Source organism: Neisseria sp. P0006.S009, assembly GCF_051962915.1.
GTDB classification, from domain to species: Bacteria; Pseudomonadota; Gammaproteobacteria; order Burkholderiales; family Neisseriaceae; genus Neisseria; species Neisseria subflava_E.
In genome coordinates, this window is record NZ_JBQCUV010000003.1 from 190,483 (window position 1) to 208,205 (window position 17,723).

The 17,723-nt window shown below is 50.3% G+C and carries 18 protein-coding genes and 2 tRNA genes; 15 read left to right on the forward strand and 5 right to left on the reverse strand.

The genetic code is table 11. From position 1 onward, the window contains the following. Positions 1-22: 22 nt before the first annotated feature. From ACTHTK_RS07020 to ACTHTK_RS07050, 7 genes are all read left to right on the forward strand, one after another. A complete protein-coding gene (locus ACTHTK_RS07020; protein WP_440378533.1) occupies positions 23-1,711 on the forward strand; it encodes a glutamine--tRNA ligase/YqeY domain fusion protein in 1,689 nt (562 codons plus the stop codon). A gap of 82 nt (positions 1,712-1,793) precedes the next feature. Further along, a complete protein-coding gene (locus tag ACTHTK_RS07025; protein ID WP_440378534.1) occupies positions 1,794-2,696 on the forward strand; it encodes a DMT family transporter in 903 nt (300 codons plus the stop codon). Positions 2,697-2,941: 245 nt separating this feature from the next. Beyond that, positions 2,942-4,201: a transcription termination factor Rho gene (gene rho / locus ACTHTK_RS07030; protein ID WP_440378535.1), complete on the forward strand. Its 1,260-nt coding sequence runs from the start codon at positions 2,942-2,944 to the stop codon at positions 4,199-4,201. Between the two features lie 56 nt (positions 4,202-4,257). Continuing rightward, entirely contained in the window at positions 4,258-5,616 is a 1,359-nt protein-coding gene (locus ACTHTK_RS07035; protein WP_440378536.1) for a deoxyguanosinetriphosphate triphosphohydrolase, read from the forward strand. A gap of 132 nt (positions 5,617-5,748) precedes the next feature. After that, positions 5,749-5,825 (forward strand) — tRNA-Arg (locus ACTHTK_RS07040). 12 nt (positions 5,826-5,837) lie between these two features. Next, a tRNA-Glu gene (locus ACTHTK_RS07045) sits at positions 5,838-5,912 on the forward strand. 396 nt (positions 5,913-6,308) lie between these two features. Then, positions 6,309-6,866, forward strand: a complete 558-nt coding sequence (locus ACTHTK_RS07050) for a hypothetical protein (protein WP_039862107.1) — start codon at positions 6,309-6,311, stop codon at positions 6,864-6,866. Positions 6,867-6,949: 83 nt separating this feature from the next. On the opposite strand, the gene ACTHTK_RS07055 is transcribed toward ACTHTK_RS07050, so the two are convergent. From ACTHTK_RS07055 to ACTHTK_RS07065, 3 genes are all read right to left on the reverse strand, one after another. Further along, positions 6,950-8,260 (reverse strand): NCS2 family permease, encoded by a 1,311-nt coding sequence (locus tag ACTHTK_RS07055; RefSeq protein WP_070584805.1) that lies wholly within the window; start codon positions 8,258-8,260, stop codon positions 6,950-6,952. A gap of 226 nt (positions 8,261-8,486) precedes the next feature. Next, positions 8,487-9,809: a tRNA (N6-isopentenyl adenosine(37)-C2)-methylthiotransferase MiaB gene (gene miaB / locus ACTHTK_RS07060; RefSeq protein ID WP_036492978.1), complete on the reverse strand. Its 1,323-nt coding sequence runs from the start codon at positions 9,807-9,809 to the stop codon at positions 8,487-8,489. Positions 9,810-9,882: 73 nt separating this feature from the next. After that, positions 9,883-10,278, reverse strand: coding sequence for a hypothetical protein (locus ACTHTK_RS07065; RefSeq protein ID WP_107724081.1), 396 nt, complete (start codon positions 10,276-10,278; stop codon positions 9,883-9,885). Positions 10,279-10,476: 198 nt separating this feature from the next. Here ACTHTK_RS07065 and hemL point away from each other — a divergent pair, with 198 nt between their 5' ends. Then, the gene (gene hemL / locus ACTHTK_RS07070; RefSeq protein WP_107724082.1) at positions 10,477-11,760 is read left to right on the forward strand and encodes a glutamate-1-semialdehyde 2,1-aminomutase; all 1,284 of its coding nucleotides are present in this window, start codon (positions 10,477-10,479) and stop codon (positions 11,758-11,760) included. Positions 11,761-11,844: 84 nt separating this feature from the next. Here hemL and ACTHTK_RS07075 read toward each other — a convergent pair whose 3' ends face one another. Next, a complete protein-coding gene (locus ACTHTK_RS07075; protein ID WP_003680896.1) occupies positions 11,845-12,309 on the reverse strand; it encodes a universal stress protein in 465 nt (154 codons plus the stop codon). A 186-nt stretch (positions 12,310-12,495) separates the two neighbouring features. Here ACTHTK_RS07075 and ACTHTK_RS07080 point away from each other — a divergent pair, with 186 nt between their 5' ends. The 7 genes from ACTHTK_RS07080 to rpmG all read left to right on the forward strand — a co-directional run bounded on the left by ACTHTK_RS07080 (position 12,496) and on the right by rpmG (position 17,259). Next, positions 12,496-13,272, forward strand: a complete 777-nt coding sequence (locus tag ACTHTK_RS07080) for a tRNA threonylcarbamoyladenosine dehydratase (RefSeq protein ID WP_003748819.1) — start codon at positions 12,496-12,498, stop codon at positions 13,270-13,272. Between the two features lies 1 nt (position 13,273). Then, positions 13,274-13,747 (forward strand): hypothetical protein, encoded by a 474-nt coding sequence (locus ACTHTK_RS07085; RefSeq protein WP_440378537.1) that lies wholly within the window; start codon positions 13,274-13,276, stop codon positions 13,745-13,747. Between the two features lie 51 nt (positions 13,748-13,798). Further along, the gene (locus ACTHTK_RS07090) at positions 13,799-14,260 is read left to right on the forward strand and encodes a hypothetical protein (protein WP_440378538.1); all 462 of its coding nucleotides are present in this window, start codon (positions 13,799-13,801) and stop codon (positions 14,258-14,260) included. A gap of 92 nt (positions 14,261-14,352) precedes the next feature. Continuing rightward, the gene (locus ACTHTK_RS07095; RefSeq protein ID WP_440378539.1) at positions 14,353-15,264 is read left to right on the forward strand and encodes a segregation and condensation protein A; all 912 of its coding nucleotides are present in this window, start codon (positions 14,353-14,355) and stop codon (positions 15,262-15,264) included. After that, complete coding sequence (gene brnQ, locus ACTHTK_RS07100) at positions 15,261-16,589, forward strand: branched-chain amino acid transport system II carrier protein (RefSeq protein WP_440378540.1); 1,329 nt, start codon at positions 15,261-15,263, stop codon at positions 16,587-16,589. The genes ACTHTK_RS07095 and brnQ overlap by 4 nt, the downstream gene beginning before the upstream one ends. A gap of 250 nt (positions 16,590-16,839) precedes the next feature. After that, positions 16,840-17,073 carry a 50S ribosomal protein L28 gene (gene rpmB / locus ACTHTK_RS07105; protein WP_002216391.1) on the forward strand — a complete coding sequence of 78 codons (234 nt, stop codon included), beginning with the start codon at positions 16,840-16,842 and terminating at the stop codon, positions 17,071-17,073. A 30-nt stretch (positions 17,074-17,103) separates the two neighbouring features. Next, the gene (gene rpmG, locus ACTHTK_RS07110; RefSeq protein WP_003684373.1) at positions 17,104-17,259 is read left to right on the forward strand and encodes a 50S ribosomal protein L33; all 156 of its coding nucleotides are present in this window, start codon (positions 17,104-17,106) and stop codon (positions 17,257-17,259) included. A 226-nt stretch (positions 17,260-17,485) separates the two neighbouring features. Here rpmG and nqrM read toward each other — a convergent pair whose 3' ends face one another. Further along, positions 17,486-17,707, reverse strand: coding sequence for a (Na+)-NQR maturation NqrM (gene nqrM, locus ACTHTK_RS07115; protein WP_003680888.1), 222 nt, complete (start codon positions 17,705-17,707; stop codon positions 17,486-17,488). Positions 17,708-17,723: the final 16 nt, after the last annotated feature.

Here is a 17,723-nt window from a genome sequence, read left to right on the forward strand (position 1 = left end):
ATCTTTCCATCAAAGAAATATTATGTTGAATAAAGACCAATTCGCGGACAACCACTTTATCCGCACCATTATCGAAGAAGACCTCAAAAGCGGTAAACATACAGCCATCCAAACCCGTTTCCCACCCGAGCCGAACGGCTACCTGCACATCGGCCACGCCAAATCCATCTGCTTGAACTTCGGTTTGGCGTATATTTATGACGGCTTGTGCAACCTGCGTTTCGATGACACCAACCCCGAAAAAGAAAACGACGAATACGTCAACGCCATCAAAGAAGACGTTGAGTGGCTCGGTTTTCATTGGGCGGGCGAACCGCGTTTTGCTTCCAATTATTTTGACCAGCTTTACGATTACGCCGTCGGTTTAATCAAAGACGGCAAGGCCTATGTCGATGATTTGACGCCCGAAGAAATGCGCGAATACCGCGGTACGCTGACCGAAGCAGGCAAAAACAGCCCTTACCGCGACCGCAGCGTCGAAGAGAATCTCGACCTGTTTACACGCATGAAAAACGGCGAGTTCCCCGACGGCAGCAAAACCCTGCGCCTGAAAATCGACATGGCATCCGGCAACATCAATATGCGCGACCCCGTCATCTACCGCATCCGCCGCGCCCATCACCACAACACCGGTGACAAATGGTGCATCTACCCGATGTACGACTACACGCACTGCATTTCCGATGCTATCGAGGGCATCACGCATTCCTTGTGTACACTCGAATTTGAAGCACACCGTCCGTTGTACGACTGGGTGTTGGACAACATTCCTGCGCCGCACGCCACACGTCCACGCCAATACGAATTTTCCCGTTTGGAGCTTCTGTATTCCATCACGTCCAAACGCAAGCTGAACCAACTGGTTTCAGACGGCCACGTTGCCGGTTGGGATGATCCGCGTATGCCGACCATTTCCGGTATGCGCCGCCGCGGCTACACGCCCGAAGGCTTGCGCCTGTTTGCCAAACGCGCCGGTATTTCCAAATCTGAAAACATCGTTGACATGAGCGTGTTGGAAGGTGCGATTCGTGAAGAGTTGGAAAACTCTGCGCCACGCATGATGGCGGTTTTGAACCCGCTCAAAGTGACCCTGACCAACTTTGAAGCCGGTAAAACCCAAAGCCGCCGTGCCGCATTCCATCCGAACCACGAGGAAATGGGCGATCGCGAAGTACCTATTTCACAAACCATTTACATCGAAGCCGACGACTTTGCCGAAAATCCGCCTAAAGGCTTCAAACGCCTGATTCCCGGCGGCGAAGTGCGTTTGCGCCATGGCTATGTCATCAAATGCGATGAAGTAGTAAAAGACGCAGCGGGCAATGTGGTTGAACTCAAATGCAGTATCGACCACGATACCTTGGGCAAAAATCCCGAAGGCCGCAAAGTTAAAGGCGTGATTCACTGGGTGTCTGCCGAACACGCAGCCGAAATTAAAGTCCGCCTGTACGACCGCCTCTTTACCGTCGAGCGTCCCGATGCCGTGCGCGGCGAAGACGGCAACTATCTGCCGTTTACCGATTTCCTCAATCCAGAATCCATCAAGGAAATCACCGCCTACGCCGAGCCTGTCGCAAAAGATTTGCCGGCGGAGAGCCGTTGGCAGTTTGAACGCATCGGCTACTTCGTCACCGACCGCAAAGACCACAGCAAAGACACGCCGGTGTTTAACCGCACGGTGACGTTGAAAGATTCTTGGCAGCCTAAGTAATCTGTTTGCAGTCGCTATATTGAAGGCCGTCTGAAAACTTGAAATCCGGTTTTCAGACGGCCTTTGTCGATAAAGGGATGAGATGGAACGTTATTCTGTACATTTGAAACTGCTGGGAATGGCAGTGTTGTGGGGCGCATCCTGGCCGATGGGGCGGATGCTGGGGCAGTCGCTGCCACCGCTGACGGGCGGGGCAGTTCGGTTTGTCTTGGCTTCGGTTTTGTTGTTGGGCTGGTTGTTTGCGCGCAGCAGGTTCGCGACTTTGGCGGCTTTGTCGGCGCGGCAATGGCTGGGTTTGACGGCGGCTGCTTCCGTCGGCGTGTGCGGTTATGCGGTGTTTTTTATGCTGGGTTTGCAGACTATGCCGGCAGGCAAGGCGGCGGTGGTTGTGGCGGTGAATCCCGTGTTGACGCTGCTGTTGGCAACTTGGTTTTTCGGCGAGCGTTTAAATGTGAAGATTTTGGCGGGTATGCTGCTGGCGGTCGGCGGTGCCATTATGGTGGTAACGCAAGGGCAGCCGTTGACAGTGTTATCGGGCGGCATCAAGGCAGGGGAGTGGCTGATTTTCGGCTGCGTGGTCTGTTGGGCGGCTTATACCTTAATCGGTCGCGCGGTTTTGCGCGGGATAGACGCGCTGACGGTAACAACGGCAACGTCGTTCATTGGTGCATTGATGTTGTCGGTGGTGGCGTTGTGGACGGACGGAATGCCGTTTGAGGCGATAGCGGCAATGGATGGGCGCGGCTGGACAGCCTTGGCGTGGCTGGTCATCGGCGCGACGGTCTTGGCCTATGCGTGGTATTTTGAAGGCGTGAAGACTTTGGGTGCAGGCAGCGCGGCGGCGTATATTACGCTTGTGCCGATTTTCGGTGTGCTGTCTTCGGCGTGGTTTTTGGGCGAACCGCTGCATATTTCGCTGGTTGCGGGTTGTGCGGCGGCGGTTGGTGGCATGACGTTGATGCGGTATGGGCAGAAGGCCGTCTGAAGTTGGGTAAATACTCGGATTTTTGATGATAAGATTGCGGTTGCCACGTTACTTCCAGCCGTAATCTTATTGTAGGATAAGACCAAGGTCTCGGCCTCAGTGTTCGATTTAAAAATTTGACACCCTGCCTCCAACTGCCTAAAATTCAACTTTCTCAAAAATCTACCGTATCCTGCGGCACGATTTCATACTTTCAGACGGCCTTTGTGCCATCTCTCTGATACCATTCAAAATATATCAATACTATGCACGTTTCAGAACTCCAAACCCTCCACATTTCCAAACTCTTGGAAATGGCAGAAGAACATGGCATTGAAAACGCCAACCGTTTCCGCAAACAAGACCTCGTTTTTGCCATCGTCCGCCAGATGATGAAGCAGAATGTCAGCTTTACCTGTTCCGGCACGCTCGAAATCCTGCCTGACGGCTTCGGTTTCTTGCGCAGCGCAGATACTTCTTACCTTGCCGGTCCTGACGATATTTATGTTTCGCCCACGCAAATCCGCCGCTTCAATCTGCACACCGGCGACACCATCGAAGGCAGCGTGCGCGTACCTAAAGACAACGAGCGTTATTTCGCCCTTGTCCGCCTCGATACCATCAACGGCGATCAGCCTGAAGTCTGCAAACACAAAATCCTTTTTGAAAACCTCACGCCTTTATTCCCAACCGAACAATTCAAACTCGAGCGCGACATCAAAGCCGAAGAGAATCTGACCGGCCGCGCCATCGACTTGGTTTCCCCAATCGGTAAAGGCCAACGTGCATTGTTGGTGGCGCCGCCTAAAACCGGTAAAACCGTGATGTTGCAAAACATTGCCCACGCCATTACCGCCAATTATCCCGATGTCGAGCTGATTGTCCTGTTGATTGACGAGCGTCCGGAAGAAGTGACCGAAATGAGCCGTTCTGTACGCGGCGAAGTGGTTTCCTCTACGTTTGACGAGCCTGCGCAACGCCATGTACAAGTGGCCGAGATGGTGATTGAAAAAGCCAAACGCATGGTTGAACACAAAAAAGACGTGGTCATCCTGCTGGATTCGATTACCCGTTTGGCGCGCGCCTACAATACCGTTGTACCGACTTCGGGTAAAATTCTGACCGGTGGTGTTGATGCCAACGCTTTGCACCGTCCGAAACGCTTTTTCGGCGCAGCGCGTAATGTGGAAGAGAGCGGTTCGCTTACCATTATTGCGACAGCGCTTGTTGAAACCGGCAGCCGCATGGACGACGTGATTTACGAAGAGTTCAAAGGCACGGGCAATATGGAATTGCACCTTGACCGCCGCATGGCAGAAAAACGCCTGTTCCCGGCCATCAGCATCAATAAATCCGGTACGCGCCGCGAAGAATTGCTGGTGCCGAACGATCAGTTGCAACGTATGTGGCTCTTGCGCAAATTCCTGCATCCTATGGACGAAATCGAAGCGACCGAGTTTTTGGTGGGCAAACTCAAAGACTCTAAAAACAATGACGATTTCTTTGAATTGATGCGCGGTAAATAAGCATAAGGCCGTCTGAATATGTTTCAGACGGCCTTTACTTTGCTTGAGGAACCTTTATGAACATCCGAATGAATTGGCAAAACTTATTATCCACCCAACGCTTCCGCACTAAAAACGGCGAAATCGTGCCGACCGTTACCCCTTCGACTCAAGAAGGTGCCGATGCTTTACGTACGGATTTTCACATCGACTACGACCGGGTTGTTTTTTCCGGAGCTTTCCGCCGCCTTGGCCGTAAAACGCAGGTACATCCGTTGGCGCAACATGACTTGACGCACAACCGCCTGACGCACAGCGTTGAAGTTGCCAGCGTAGGCAGAAGCTTGGGCAACCGTGTGGGCGTGATGTTGCACAACGGCGGTTTTCTGCCGCAGGGCAATACGCCCAGCGATATTGGTGCTGTGGTGCAGGTTGCCTGTTTGGCGCATGATTTGGGCAATCCTCCGTTTGGCCATACCGGCGAAGATGCTTTGCGCGATTGGTTCAGACGGCCTGAGCATCAAATTTATCTGAACACATTAAACGAAGCGGAACGCAACGATATTCAAACCTATGAAGGCAATGCGCATAGCCTGCGTATCGTCGCCAGCCTTGAAATGTATCCCGAGGCGGGCGGAATGCGCCTGACTGCGGCAGCCATCGGCGCATTGTTGAAGTATCCGTGGACAACGCAACATCCGAACGGCAGAAAAAAATTCAATATTTATCAAACCGAGTTGCCGTTTATCCGTCAAGTTGCCGACGAATTAGGGCTGGTTTCCGCAGGAGCAGACAGCTGGGCGCGCCATCCTTTGTCTTATTTGATGGAGGCCGCCGACGATATTTGCTATGCCTTGCTGGACTTGGAAGATGCTGTCGAATTGGATTTGCTCACGGATACGGAAGTAGAAAGTATTTTGTCCGAACTGACCTTCGCCGAAAGCGCGTGGCACGCCAGCTCCAGCCGTCAGCGTTGTGCCATGTTGCGCGGCATTGCGATCGGCAAGGCGATTGATGATGTCGCGCAAACCTTTATGTTGCATCAGTCCGATTTGTTGGACGGAACATTCAAAGGCAAAGATTTGCTGGCTCTGTGCAGCCCGCAAGTGCAAAACACTTTGGCAAAAGCGAAAGAATTGGCGCAAACACGGATTTTTCGCCATCACACCAAACTCTTGACCGAGATTGCCACGTTCCCATGCTTAGGCTCTATCTTGGATTTGCTCGTCCCTGCCGCTTATGCCCTGATTGCTGAAAAACAGTTGGCAACACGTCAGTCTTTGGCGTTGGAATTATTGAAAAAGCACAATCCGATTCTTCCTGAAGACAGTCTGTATCAGGCCTATATGAAAATTTTGGATTTTGTCGGCGGCATGACCGATAATTCCGCCGCCAAAATGGCACAGGATTTGTCAGGAGTAGGGATTTTACGTTAATCTTATATTGTTTAATTTCAAATAGTTAAATAAAAATATAAAAAATATCCGTGAAAAGGGTAGACAGGTTTTAGGAAAGCCTATATTATTCGGTCTTCTTGATTCACAACGCACTAGCGAAGTGATGAGGATGCACCCGTAGCTCAGTTGGATAGAGTATCTGGCTACGAACCAGAGGGTCGGGCGTTCGAATCGCTCCGGGTGCGCCACAAGATTTATCCGCGCCCATCGTCTAGCGGTTAGGACATCGCCCTTTCACGGCGGTAACCGGGGTTCGATTCCCCGTGGGCGTGCCAGTTTTCAAAAAAAAACGCAATCTGTTTCAGATTGCGTTTTTTTATTACATTTACTGTTTGTGTTCAAAGGCCGTCTGAAACTCACGGCAACTCAAGAGGCAGAAGTGTGTAAAATAAATCGCCCAGACTTTTTGTCGTCTATATGCGCTTTTCAATCTCATTTTACCATTGCCAACCCCCGAGTTATTGACAATAGTATTCATCTTAAGAGTTCCTAAACCTGAATTTACATGATTTCATATTTATAATTTCTTGATTTTAGAAAATAAAAATATTTATTTGAACTTTTCTTAAAAAATGCCGTCTGAGATAAAGACAAGACGGAATATCTCTGTTAATGTGTAAATGTCAGCCGGCGTTTGCCGGTTTTTTATTGAAACCATTTGGGAGTCAATTATGAATATGAATGTTAAATTAATCGTTCCTGCCGTTTTGGCGGCTGTTGCCCTGACTGCATGTAGCAGCGGTTCTAAAGCCAAACCTGAAGCTAAAGCTGCGCCTACTGCGCAACAACAAACTCAAGCTCAGGCTCAACAAGCTCAAGCTCCAGTACCTAATACTTTGAAAGTAGACTCTATCGACGGTACTAAAGAAGTTCACTACAAATGCGGTAAAGACGGCAAAGAGCCTCTGAGCGTAATGTATGGCTTCAAAGGCAACGAAGTTGTTGCTGCCCAAGTAAAATACAAAGGCCAAGTAACTGAAAACCTGTTCCGTATTACTGACAGCAGCAAAGATGTAAATGCATTCTGGGGCGGCAATGTTGCTTGGATTGCTGAAGCAGCCACTGCAGCCAACGTGGACAAAGTTGATGGCAACATGCTGACTATCCGCGGTACTACCGAAGTAAATGGCAAACAAGAAGTGGTTGACCAAATCGCTACCCGTTTCTGCGCATTGGACAAAGGCGCGAAAGCTGCCGCTAAACCAGCTGCTAAAAAAGTGAAAAAATAATCTTTTACCGACAGCTTTAAACGCTGGGTAAAATAAAACAGGCCGTCTGAAAAGTTTTCAGACGGCCTGTTCTTTTGAGCAGTTTAACCCAAGAACCAGAATTTCAATGCCCACAACACGGCGACAATCCATACCATAGGCGGTACGTCTTGAGTGCGGTTGCACAAGAGTTTGATGAGTGCGTAGCTGATAAAGCCAAACGCAATACCGTCGGCAATCGAGTAGGTAAACGGCATGAAGACGATGGTTAGGAATGCCGGTGCGGCTTCGGTCATGTCGTCCCAATCGATTTCGCGCGCGCTGCGCAACATTTGCGCGCCAACATAGAGCAGGGCGGGTGCGGTAGCGAATGCAGGGATGCTTTGAACCAGTGGGGAGAAAATCAGACAGGCCAGCATCAGTACGCCGACGGTAACGGCAGTCAGGCCGGTACGGCCGCCGGCAGAAACGCCTGCCGCGCTTTCAACGTAAGGGGTGGTAGAAGAAGTACCCAAGGCGGCGCCTGCGATAATGGCGGTAGAGTCGGCAAGCAGGGCGCGTTTCAAACGTGGCAGTTTGCCGTCTTGCAACAGGCCTGCGCGGTGGGAAACGCCGACCAATGTGCCGGTAGAGTCAAACAGGTCAACCAGGAAGAATACAAAAATCACGCTGACCATGCTGACGGTGAACAAGCCTTTGAAGTCCATCTGCATGAAGGTTGGCGCAATGCTCGGAATTTCGCCGACCACGCCTTTGAACTCGCTCAAGCCTAAGATGGTGGAGATAGCGGTCAGCGTCAGAATGGTAATGATGATGGAGCCTTTAACGCGGAAGTGGCCAAGTGCAACCACCATGACAAAGCCTGCCATCGCCAGCAGGGCGGTAGGCTGGTGGATGTCGCCCAAGCCGACCAATGTGGCAGGATTGGCCACAATCACGCCTGCGCCTTTGAGCGCAATCAATGCCAAGAAAAGGCCGATACCTGCGGCAATCGACATTTTCAAGCCCATAGGCAGGGCATTGACCAGCATTTCACGCACTTTAAAGAAGCTGAACAGGATAAAAATGATGCCGGAGATGAAAACGGCACCCAAAGCCACACGCCAGTCTACGCCCATGCCTTTGACGACGGCAAAGGTAAAGTAGGCGTTCAAACCCATGCCCGGAGCGAGGGCAATCGGGTAGTTGCCGACAAAGCCCATCACGAAACAGCCGATGGCGGAGGCGATACAGGTGGCCACAAATACTGCGCCCATATCCATACCGGTTTCGCCCAAAATCAGGGGATTGACGATGATGATATAGCACATGGCGAGGAAGGTTGTCACACCGGCCATAATTTCCGTGCGGACGTTGGTCTGATTGGCGTTGAGGTTGAATAATCTTTCCAAAACGCTTTGATTTGAAGAACTCATTCGAGATATTCCTTTGGGAAAGCCGTTCAAGGACGGAATCAGCGGATTTAACTGCCGGAAGCTCGGATTTTTGCCTTAACTTCTCAACAGATAAGGGAATTTTCGGGCGGTATTATACTGAAAAGCCTTTTGTTCGGGTAATAAAAATACATGAATCAGATAATGCCGGGCTGAACCAAGATAAAGGCCGTCTGAACAGTTTCAGACGGCCTTTGTTTGTGTGTGCTTATACCGGTTTGCCTTTCAGGGAGAAGGTGTAGGCTTCGGTGATTTCCAAATCGATCATTTGGTTGATCATGTCGGGTGTGCCGGTAAAGTTGACCACGCGGTTGTTGGCGGTACGAGCTTGCAGTTGGTCGGGGTCTTTTTTGGAGATACCTTCAACCAAGCAGCGTTGAACCGTGCCGACCATGGTTTGGTTGATGCGCGCGGTTTCGGCTTCGATAACTTCGTTCAAAGCTTCGAGGCGGCGTACTTTTTCTTCGTGCGGCGTGTCGTCGTGCAGGTTGGCGGCAGGCGTACCCGGACGCGGACTGTAAATAAAGACGAAGCTTAAGTCGAAGGCGATGTCTTTGACCAGTTTCAAGGTTTGCTCGAACTCACGCTCGGTCTCGCCCGGGAAGCCGACGATAAAGTCGGAGCTGAGGCACAAATCAGGACGGATGGCACGCAGTTTGCGGATGATGGATTTGTATTCCAAGGCGGTGTAGCCGCGTTTCATCGCACTCAATACGCGGTCGGAACCGCTTTGAATCGGCAGGTGCAGGTGGGAAACCAGCTTCGGCAGGTCGCGGTAGCACTCGATAATCGCGTCGGTAAATTCGCGCGGATGGCTGGTGGTAAAGCGCAGGCGTTCGATGCCGGGGATTTCATGGACGATGCGCAACAAAGTGGCAAAGTCGCAGATTTCGCCGTTTTCCATTTCGCCTCGATAGGCATTGACATTTTGGCCTAAGAGGTTGATTTCTTTAACGCCTTGTTGTGCCAAACCGGCAATCTCGGTCAATACGTCGTTGAGCGGTCGGGAGAATTCTTCGCCGCGGGTATAAGGGACGACGCAGTAAGAGCAATATTTGGAACAGCCTTCCATGATGGAAATGAACGCCGAACCGCCTTCTACGCGTGCAGGCGGCAGGTGGTCGAATTTCTCGATTTCGGGGAAGGAAATATCGATTTGCGAGAGACCAGTGGTTTCTTTATCGACGATGAGTTTGGGCAGGCGGTGCAGCGTTTGCGGGCCGAAAACCACGTCCACATACGGAGCGCGTTTGACGATGTTTTCACCTTCTTGAGAGGCAACGCAGCCGGCAACACCGATGATGAGGTCGGGATTTTTTTCTTTGAGCGGGCGTACACGGCCTAAGTCGGAGAAGACTTTCTCTTGCGCTTTTTCACGCACGGAGCAGGTGTTGAACAAGATGATGTCGGCGTCGTCAGGTTGGGTAACCTGCTCGATGCCGCCGTGTTCTTCGGCGAGGACGGACAGCATTTTTTCGCTGTCGTACTCGTTCATTTGGCACCCGAAGGTGCGGATAAATACTTTTTTCATGGTTTGTTTTGATTGACTTGCTTGTTGTAAAAGGGTTCAGACGGCCTGTGAAATACTCGGGCCGTCTGAAAAATTATTCTTCCGCCTTTTTCTGCTTTTTGGCGTGTTCGATGAACCTGTCGGCTTCGGCGTCGGTCAAAATCCAGATTTCGCGGACGAGGCGGCTTTCTTCGTTGTATTTGAACGCGACGGCTTTGCCGGTTTGATTCAGCAGGCGGCCCATGGGGATGAAACGGTCGTTTTCATCGTGGATTTTGGTGAAGCGGGTGATTTGCAGTTTGGCCGCATTGCCGTCCACAATGCCCAAGGTCAGCAGGCGCGTCCAAGAAAAACCGCCTTTGCTGACTTTCAGATAAGGCAAATCGACAGTCTTTAAAATGGCCACGTCCATATCGTCAGGCAGGCTGCGTTGTGCATGGACGAGGGCGGATGCCAAAAGGGCGAGGCTGAGTATGAATCCGCGTAACATGATGCTTTTCTTTTATTGTTTCAATAGGTCGCGGATTATAGCACAAGCAGGAAAAATGTGGATAGAGTGTTTGTTTTTAAAGAATAATTTTGATTTTGCGCCCGATTCTTATTTTGAAGCTTGGGCCGTCTGAAAAGGATTTGGTGTTAAAATGGCATCGATTTGATTTTCAGACGACCTCTTACGAAAGAATTGACCATGAACCGTAATGAAAGCTTGTTCAACCGCGCCAAAGCCATTATTCCCGGCGGCGTGAACTCTCCTGTGCGCGCATTCGGCAGCGTCGGCGGCGTGCCGCGCTTTATCAAAAAGGCAGAAGGCGCGTATGTTTGGGACGAAAACGGCACGCGTTATACCGACTATGTCGGCTCTTGGGGCCCTGCGATTGTCGGCCATGCCCATCCCGAAGTCATTGAAGCCGTGCGCGAAGCAGCATTGGGCGGTTTGTCGTTTGGTGCGCCGACTGAAGGCGAAATTGTCATTGCCGAAGAAATCGCTAAAATCATGCCGTCCGTCGAGCAGCTGCGCCTTGTCAGCTCCGGCACGGAAGCAACGATGACCGCCATCCGTCTGGCACGCGGTTTTACCGGACGCGACAAAATCATCAAGTTTGAAGGCTGCTACCACGGCCATTCCGACAGCCTGTTGGTGAAAGCAGGTAGCGGTCTGCTGACGTTTGGCAACCCTTCTTCCGCTGGTGTGCCTGCCGACTTTACCAAACACACTTTGGTACTCGAATACAACAATATCGCCCAACTGGAAGAAGCCTTTGCCCAAAGCGGCAATGACATTGCCTGTGTGATTTTGGAGCCTTTTGTCGGCAATATGAATCTGGTTAGGCCGTCTGAAGCCTTTGTCAAAGCCTTGCGCGAATTGACTGAAAAACATGGTGCCGTGTTGATTTACGACGAAGTGATGACCGGTTTCCGCGTGGCGCTGGGCGGTGCGCAATCTTTGCACGGCATCAAGCCTGATTTGACCACCATGGGCAAAGTGATCGGCGGCGGTATGCCTTTGGCGGCGTTCGGCGGCCGTAAAGACATTATGGAATGTATTTCCCCATTGGGCGGCGTGTATCAGGCAGGCACATTGTCCGGTAATCCGATTGCGGTTGCGGCCGGTTTGAAAACGCTGGAAATCATTCAGCGCGAAGGCTTCTATGGAAACCTGACTGCCCTGACCCAACGCCTCGCCAACGGTATTGCCGATGCGGCTAAAGCACATGGCGTTGAATTTACGGCGGACAGCGTGGGCGGTATGTTTGGTTTGTATTTTGCCAGCCATACGCCGCAAAACTATGCCGACATGGCGCGTTCCAATATCGACGGTTTCAAACATTTCTTCCACGGTATGCTCGACCGCAATGTCGCATTCGGCCCGTCAGCTTACGAAGCCGGGTTTGTTTCCGCCGCGCATACGCCTGAGCTGATTGACGAAACCATTGCTGTGGCACACGAAGTGTTCAAAGAAATGGCAAAATAAAAGCTGAAGCTGTCATGTGAAAATGAAAAAAGGCCGTCTGAAAAATATTCAGACGGCCTTTCGCTATTTTAAATCAATGCTTGATTATGCTTCTTCAGCTTTGCTGCGGATAATCAGCAGAGGCAGGTGGCTTTGACGCATTACGGTCTCGGCGAAGCTGCCCATCAGCAGGTGCATCAGGCCGGTGCGGCCGTGTGTGCCGAGTACCAACAGGTCTGCGCCGTTGTTGTCGGCGTAGTCAACCAAGTCTTGCGCCATTTCGCGCGCGCCTTTGTTGGCAACCAACAGGTGTTTCACGATGTTTTCAACGCCGCTTTCACGCGCTGTTTTTTCTGCGAAATCCAAAACTTCGTTACCTTGAGCCACTGCGGCGGCTTCGTAGCTTTCGTGTTGCAGGAATTCAGGAGCCAAAGCCATGTATTCGGCAGGGTTGGCAACGTGAACCAAAGTCAGTTGGGCTTTGTTGAGGCTTGCCAGTTCGGCAGCGTGTTTCAATGCATTGAGGGAAGTCTCACTACCGTCAACGGCTACAACCAGATGTTTGTACATATTTATTCTCCTTTTGCGCCGAGTAGCGGCACTTTCGTTTAATATGAAATCAGAACGTGTCTGAATGTGAAACGATTATAAACTCTTTCGGGCGGGTACAACAGCCCATCTGCTTTCAAGTATAATGTCTGTCCGAATCGCCTGTCGCGTTTTTCATTAATTTATTGATATATCACAAGGTTACTTATGCAGGACGCCGCTTTTCTTTCTTCGCGCCGCTTTGGCGGCATTGCCAGACTTTACGGAGACGAAGCACTGGCGCGCTTTTCGCGTGCGCATGTGTGCGTGGTTGGCGTCGGCGGCGTCGGCTCGTGGGCGGTGGAGGCGTTGGCGAGGAGCGGCATCGGTCGTTTAACGCTGATTGATTTGGACAATGTTGCCGAATCCAATGTCAACCGCCAGTTGCACGCTTTAACCGATGATTTCGGTAAGGCAAAAGTTACCGCTTTACGCGAACGCATTGCCCAAATCAATCCGCAATGCGAAGTGACGGAAATTGAAGATTTTGTGACCGAAGACAATCTGGACGAGCTTTTCAGACGGCCTTTTGACTTCGTCATCGACGCCATCGACCAAATCCGTGTAAAAGCGGCGATGGCGGCGTATTTCGTGCAACATAAACAACCGTTTATTATCAGCGGCGGCGCGGGCGGACAGAAAAATCCGGCTTTAATCCAAACCGCCGATTTGAGCCGCGTTACCCATGATCCGTTGCTTTCCAACTTGCGCTACACCTTGCGCAAACGCTACGGCTTCAGCCGCGATACCAAAGAAAAAATGCGCGTGCCTTGCGTTTATTCAACCGAGAATATTACGCCGCCGCAATCCGGCGAAGCGTGTTCGACCGATGCTGCGCCGCAAGGTTTGTCCTGCGCGGGCTATGGGGCGAGTATGCTGGTAACGGCTTCGTTTGGGCTGTATTGTGCGCAGGCGGCGGTAGAACATATTGCGGGACGGAAGTGAGATGAATCGATTTTTTAAAGCCTACTTTATCAGTAGCCTGATTTATGCGGTTGTCTTCGGTTTGCTGGTGTACAGTGTCGGTTTGCTGTTTTCAGGATTCGAATGTTTTGATATTGACGCTGACAATGAACAGTATGCAGAGTATTGTCTGCGAGCTGCTGAAATGTCGGCTTTTGAGAAAGTGTCTTTGAAGTTTTTCTTCTTTCCGTTTTTATCCGTGATGTTATTGTCCCTACTCAATGCCGGCATTATGAAGTGGACCAAACGCTGTACAACTTCGATGACTCTTGCCTTGCCTATTGTCGAATGGTTGATTGTTTGGTTCGTTTTTTTGCTGTGGGAGTGGAGTAGTCTGGATAGTAGTTGGACGGCAATAACGGGACTTCTTTTTTTCGGATTGCCTGTTTATGGCATGGCAGCAGTTCAAGCCCTGAGTGTGTTGGTCTCTTCTGCAAATACCAATCAGAAAATTTGATGTGGGTTTAAGCCTTTTGAAATTTATTTTTTCAGACGACCTTTTTTGCCTATGAGCCGATTTTTTAAAGCCTACTTTATCGCCAGTCTGATTTATGCGGTATGGTTCGGCGTGTTGATGTATGCTGTCGATCCGATGTTTCTCGATGTGATGGAATGCAATACGCTGCCCGGCGATTATTTGTGTGTGCAAAGCGGTTATACCCGCCCGTTCACCACTTTTCTTTATCCGTTTCTGTCCATCGTGATCTTCAGCCTTGCACACGCCGGTATCATGAAATGGCGCAAACGCCGTTCGGTTAAAATGATTTGGCTTTTGGTCGGCTGCGAAAGTTTGCTGTTGTCGGCTTTGATGGTAGCGATGCTGGCGAGGGATGGTTTTGTGTTGTCCCGAGATATCGGTTCGGTACTGACGGGTACAGTTTTCGCCAGCCTGCCGTTGTTGGGCATGGCCTTGGCTCAGACCTTTGCCGTCGCCATTGTTTCTTTGCAAATCAATCGTAAAAACCGCTGATTTTTATATTAAAAACGGATCGTCCTCGTTTCAGACGGCCTTTTGTTGATGAAACTTCTTACTAAACTTAAAAAGAAAAAGACCCTTTAACCATGCCTTCAGAATACCTTATTTCTTCCACTGCTGCAACGCCGTCTGAACATACCGTTGCGTGGGTGTTCGGTCAACCTGTTACCGATGTGCCGCAGGATTTGTTTATTCCGCCTGATGCGTTGAAGGTGGTATTGAGCAGCTTCCAAGGGCCGTTGGATTTGCTGCTGTACCTTATCCGCAAGCAAAATATCGACGTTCTCGATATTCCGATGGTGAAGATTACCGAGCAGTATCTGCACTATATTGCCCAAATGGAGGCATATCAGTTTGATTTGGCGGCGGAATACCTGTTGATGGCGGCGATGTTGATTGAAATTAAATCGCGCCTGCTGTTGCCGCGTCCTGAAGAAGTTGAGGATGAAGAGGCGGATCCGCGTGCCGAGTTGGTGCGCCGTCTGTTGGCTTACGAACAGATGAAACTGGCGGCTCAGGGCTTGGACGCGTTGCCACGCGCCGGACGTAATTTTGCTTGGGCGTATTTGCCGCTGGAAATTGCGGTCGAAGCGAAGTTGCCGGAAGTGTACGTTGCCGATTTGACGCAGGCTTGGTTGGGTATTTTGTCGCGTGCCAAGCATACGCGCAGTCATGAAGTGGTGCGGGAAACCATTTCCGTGCGCGCGCAGATGACGGCGATTTTGCGCCGTTTGAACGAAAGCGGCATCAGCAAGTTCAGCGATTTGTTTAAGCCGGAGCAGGGTGCGACGTATGTGGTGGTCAATTTTATTGCATTGCTGGAATTGGCTAAAGAAGGCTTGGTGCGTATCGTACAGCCTGAAAATTATGGCGAAATCGAAATCAGCCTGAAAGACGGTTTGGAAACAAACGAAGCCGAAATGCTTTCAGACGGCCTTGAAATCGATGAAACCGATGAAGCCGATAACGGTTATTTGGAAAAAGAGAATTTAAGATGAATTCGACGACAAGTCGCAGCAAGGCCTCTTTATGGGCGGTGGGTTTGATGCTGTTTGCGCTGTTTTTCGGCGCGGGTAACTTAATTTACCCGGCTTATTTGGGGCAGCAGGCCGGCGAAAACTGGCTTTCGGCAATGTTCGGCTTTTTGTTGACCGGGGCGGGGTTGCCATTACTGGGCGTGATTGCCGTCGGCTATTCCGGCTCGCGCGATGTGGAAGCGCTGGCTTCCCGTGTTGCGCCTTGGTACGGCGTGACTTTTGCCGCCGCGCTTTATTTGGCAATCGGCCCCTTGTTTGCCATGCCGCGTACGGCAACGGTATCTTTTGAAACCGCCATCTCTCCTTTCATTGATGAATCTTGGAAAAGCATCGCATTGGCCGTATTCAGCCTGGTGTTTTTCGGCATGACTTATTGGCTGTCGATTTCTCCGGGGAAACTGGTTGACCGTATCGGTAAAATCCTTACGCCCGTTTTATTGCTGGCAATTGCAATATTGGTCGGCTATGCCGCTATTAACCCGATGGGCGTGCCACAGGCGGCACAAGGCGATTTTGCCACTCATCCGTTGGTTAAAGGTATTTTGGAAGGCTACGGCACCATGGATGCGCTGGCTTCGCTGGTGTTTGCCATTATCGTCATTGATGCCGTTCGCGCCATGGGCGTGGACAACCGTGCGGATTTGCTGAAGACCACGACGATTTCTGGTGTGTTGGCGGCTTCTTGTTTGGCAGTGGTTTACCTGTTTATCGGTTATATGGGCGCGACAGGCGTGGCCGGTATCGGCTTGCAGGAAAACGGCGCGTCGGTTTTGTCTAAAACCGCACAGCACTATTTCGGTACGGCCGGTATTGTGTTGCTTGGCGTCATGGTGCTGCTGGCTTGTCTGAGTACGGCGGTTGGCTTGATTACTTCATGCGCCGAATATTTCAACCGTCTTTGCCCGGGCATTTCTTATAAAGTCTTTGTAATACTGAATACGGTGGTGTCTATCCTGTTGGCCAATAAAGGCCTGTCAGCGATTTTGCAGTTTTCCATTCCTATGTTGATGCTGTTGTATCCGCTGACCATCGTCATCATTCTGCTGGCTTTGACAGATAAACTGTTTGGCGGCGGCCGTATTGTCTATTTCTGCACCATGATGGCGGCCCTTGTAGTCGGTCTGCTCGATGCCTATAAGGCCGCGTTTGGATTGGATGCCGACACCGCTGCCGCCATCGAGCGCGCATTGCCGTTTTACAATATTGGTTTGGGGTGGGTTGTTCCTTCTTTAGCTTGCTTTATACTCGGCTGTATTTTGAATGCGGCGTTGAAGAAAAAAGCATGACGATAAACAGGCCGTCTGAAATGTTCAGACGGCCTGTTTATTTCGCCGACCGCGCAAACGACAGATGATTTTTTTGAAGAAATCCGTTATAATTGAAAAGTTAAGGCTTTGCGAGATACCGTTTCGCAGATGCAACATATTGAGAAGGTTTATTTCCACAAATCCCGTTTTTTCAGTAAACGACTTGAACTGAAGGCGGATTTCGTGGTATAAATCGCGTTTTACTATTTTAGAAGTTTGGAGACTAACCATGGCACGAGTTTGCAAAGTGACCGGTAAGCGCCCGATGTCTGGCAATAACGTATCACACGCCAACAACAAAACCAAACGTCGTTTTTTGCCTAACTTGCAATCACGTCGTTTCTGGGTAGAAAGTGAAAACCGCTGGGTTCGCCTGCGCGTTTCTAACGCTGCATTGCGCACCATCGATAAAGTAGGCATTGATGTCGTATTGGCTGATTTGCGTGCTCGCGGCGAAGCTTAATTTAAACACCATTAATTAAGGATTACTGCAATGCGCGATAAAATCAAACTGGAGTCCAGTGCTGGTACTGGTCACTTCTACACAACTACTAAAAACAAACGTACTATGCCTGGCAAACTGGAAATCAAAAAATTTGACCCAGTAGCCCGTAAACACGTTATTTACAAAGAAACTAAATTGAAATAATCCGGTTTCTTCCAAGAAAAAGCTCCTGTTTTGCAGGAGCTTTTCTTTTTGTTTCATGATTGGTTTGGAGTGGTCTTAATTTAAACGGGTGTGCAAGATATTTTTGGATTACTTTGGAAGAGGCAAAAAAAGAGCGTATATCCATTGGGATCACGCTCTTTTGTTTTTCAGACGGCCTGATGGTGGATAAACAGCCTTGAGTTATGAATAAACATTCAACAAAGACTTAATGATCGACCTTGATGCCTTGATTGTCGGAATGTTGTTTTTTATCCAGCTCTTTTTGCAAAGTATCGCATGGCGTGTCGCAATCGCACATTTTCTTCATGCCGAGAGAGGAAATGCCGCCGCAGCTGCCTTTGATGGTGCGTTTGGAGAAAATATAACCGACTGCCATGCCGAGGATGACAATGATAAAGATGCCGAAAGTCAGAAGGAGGGTTTTCATGTGTGTATTCCTGAAG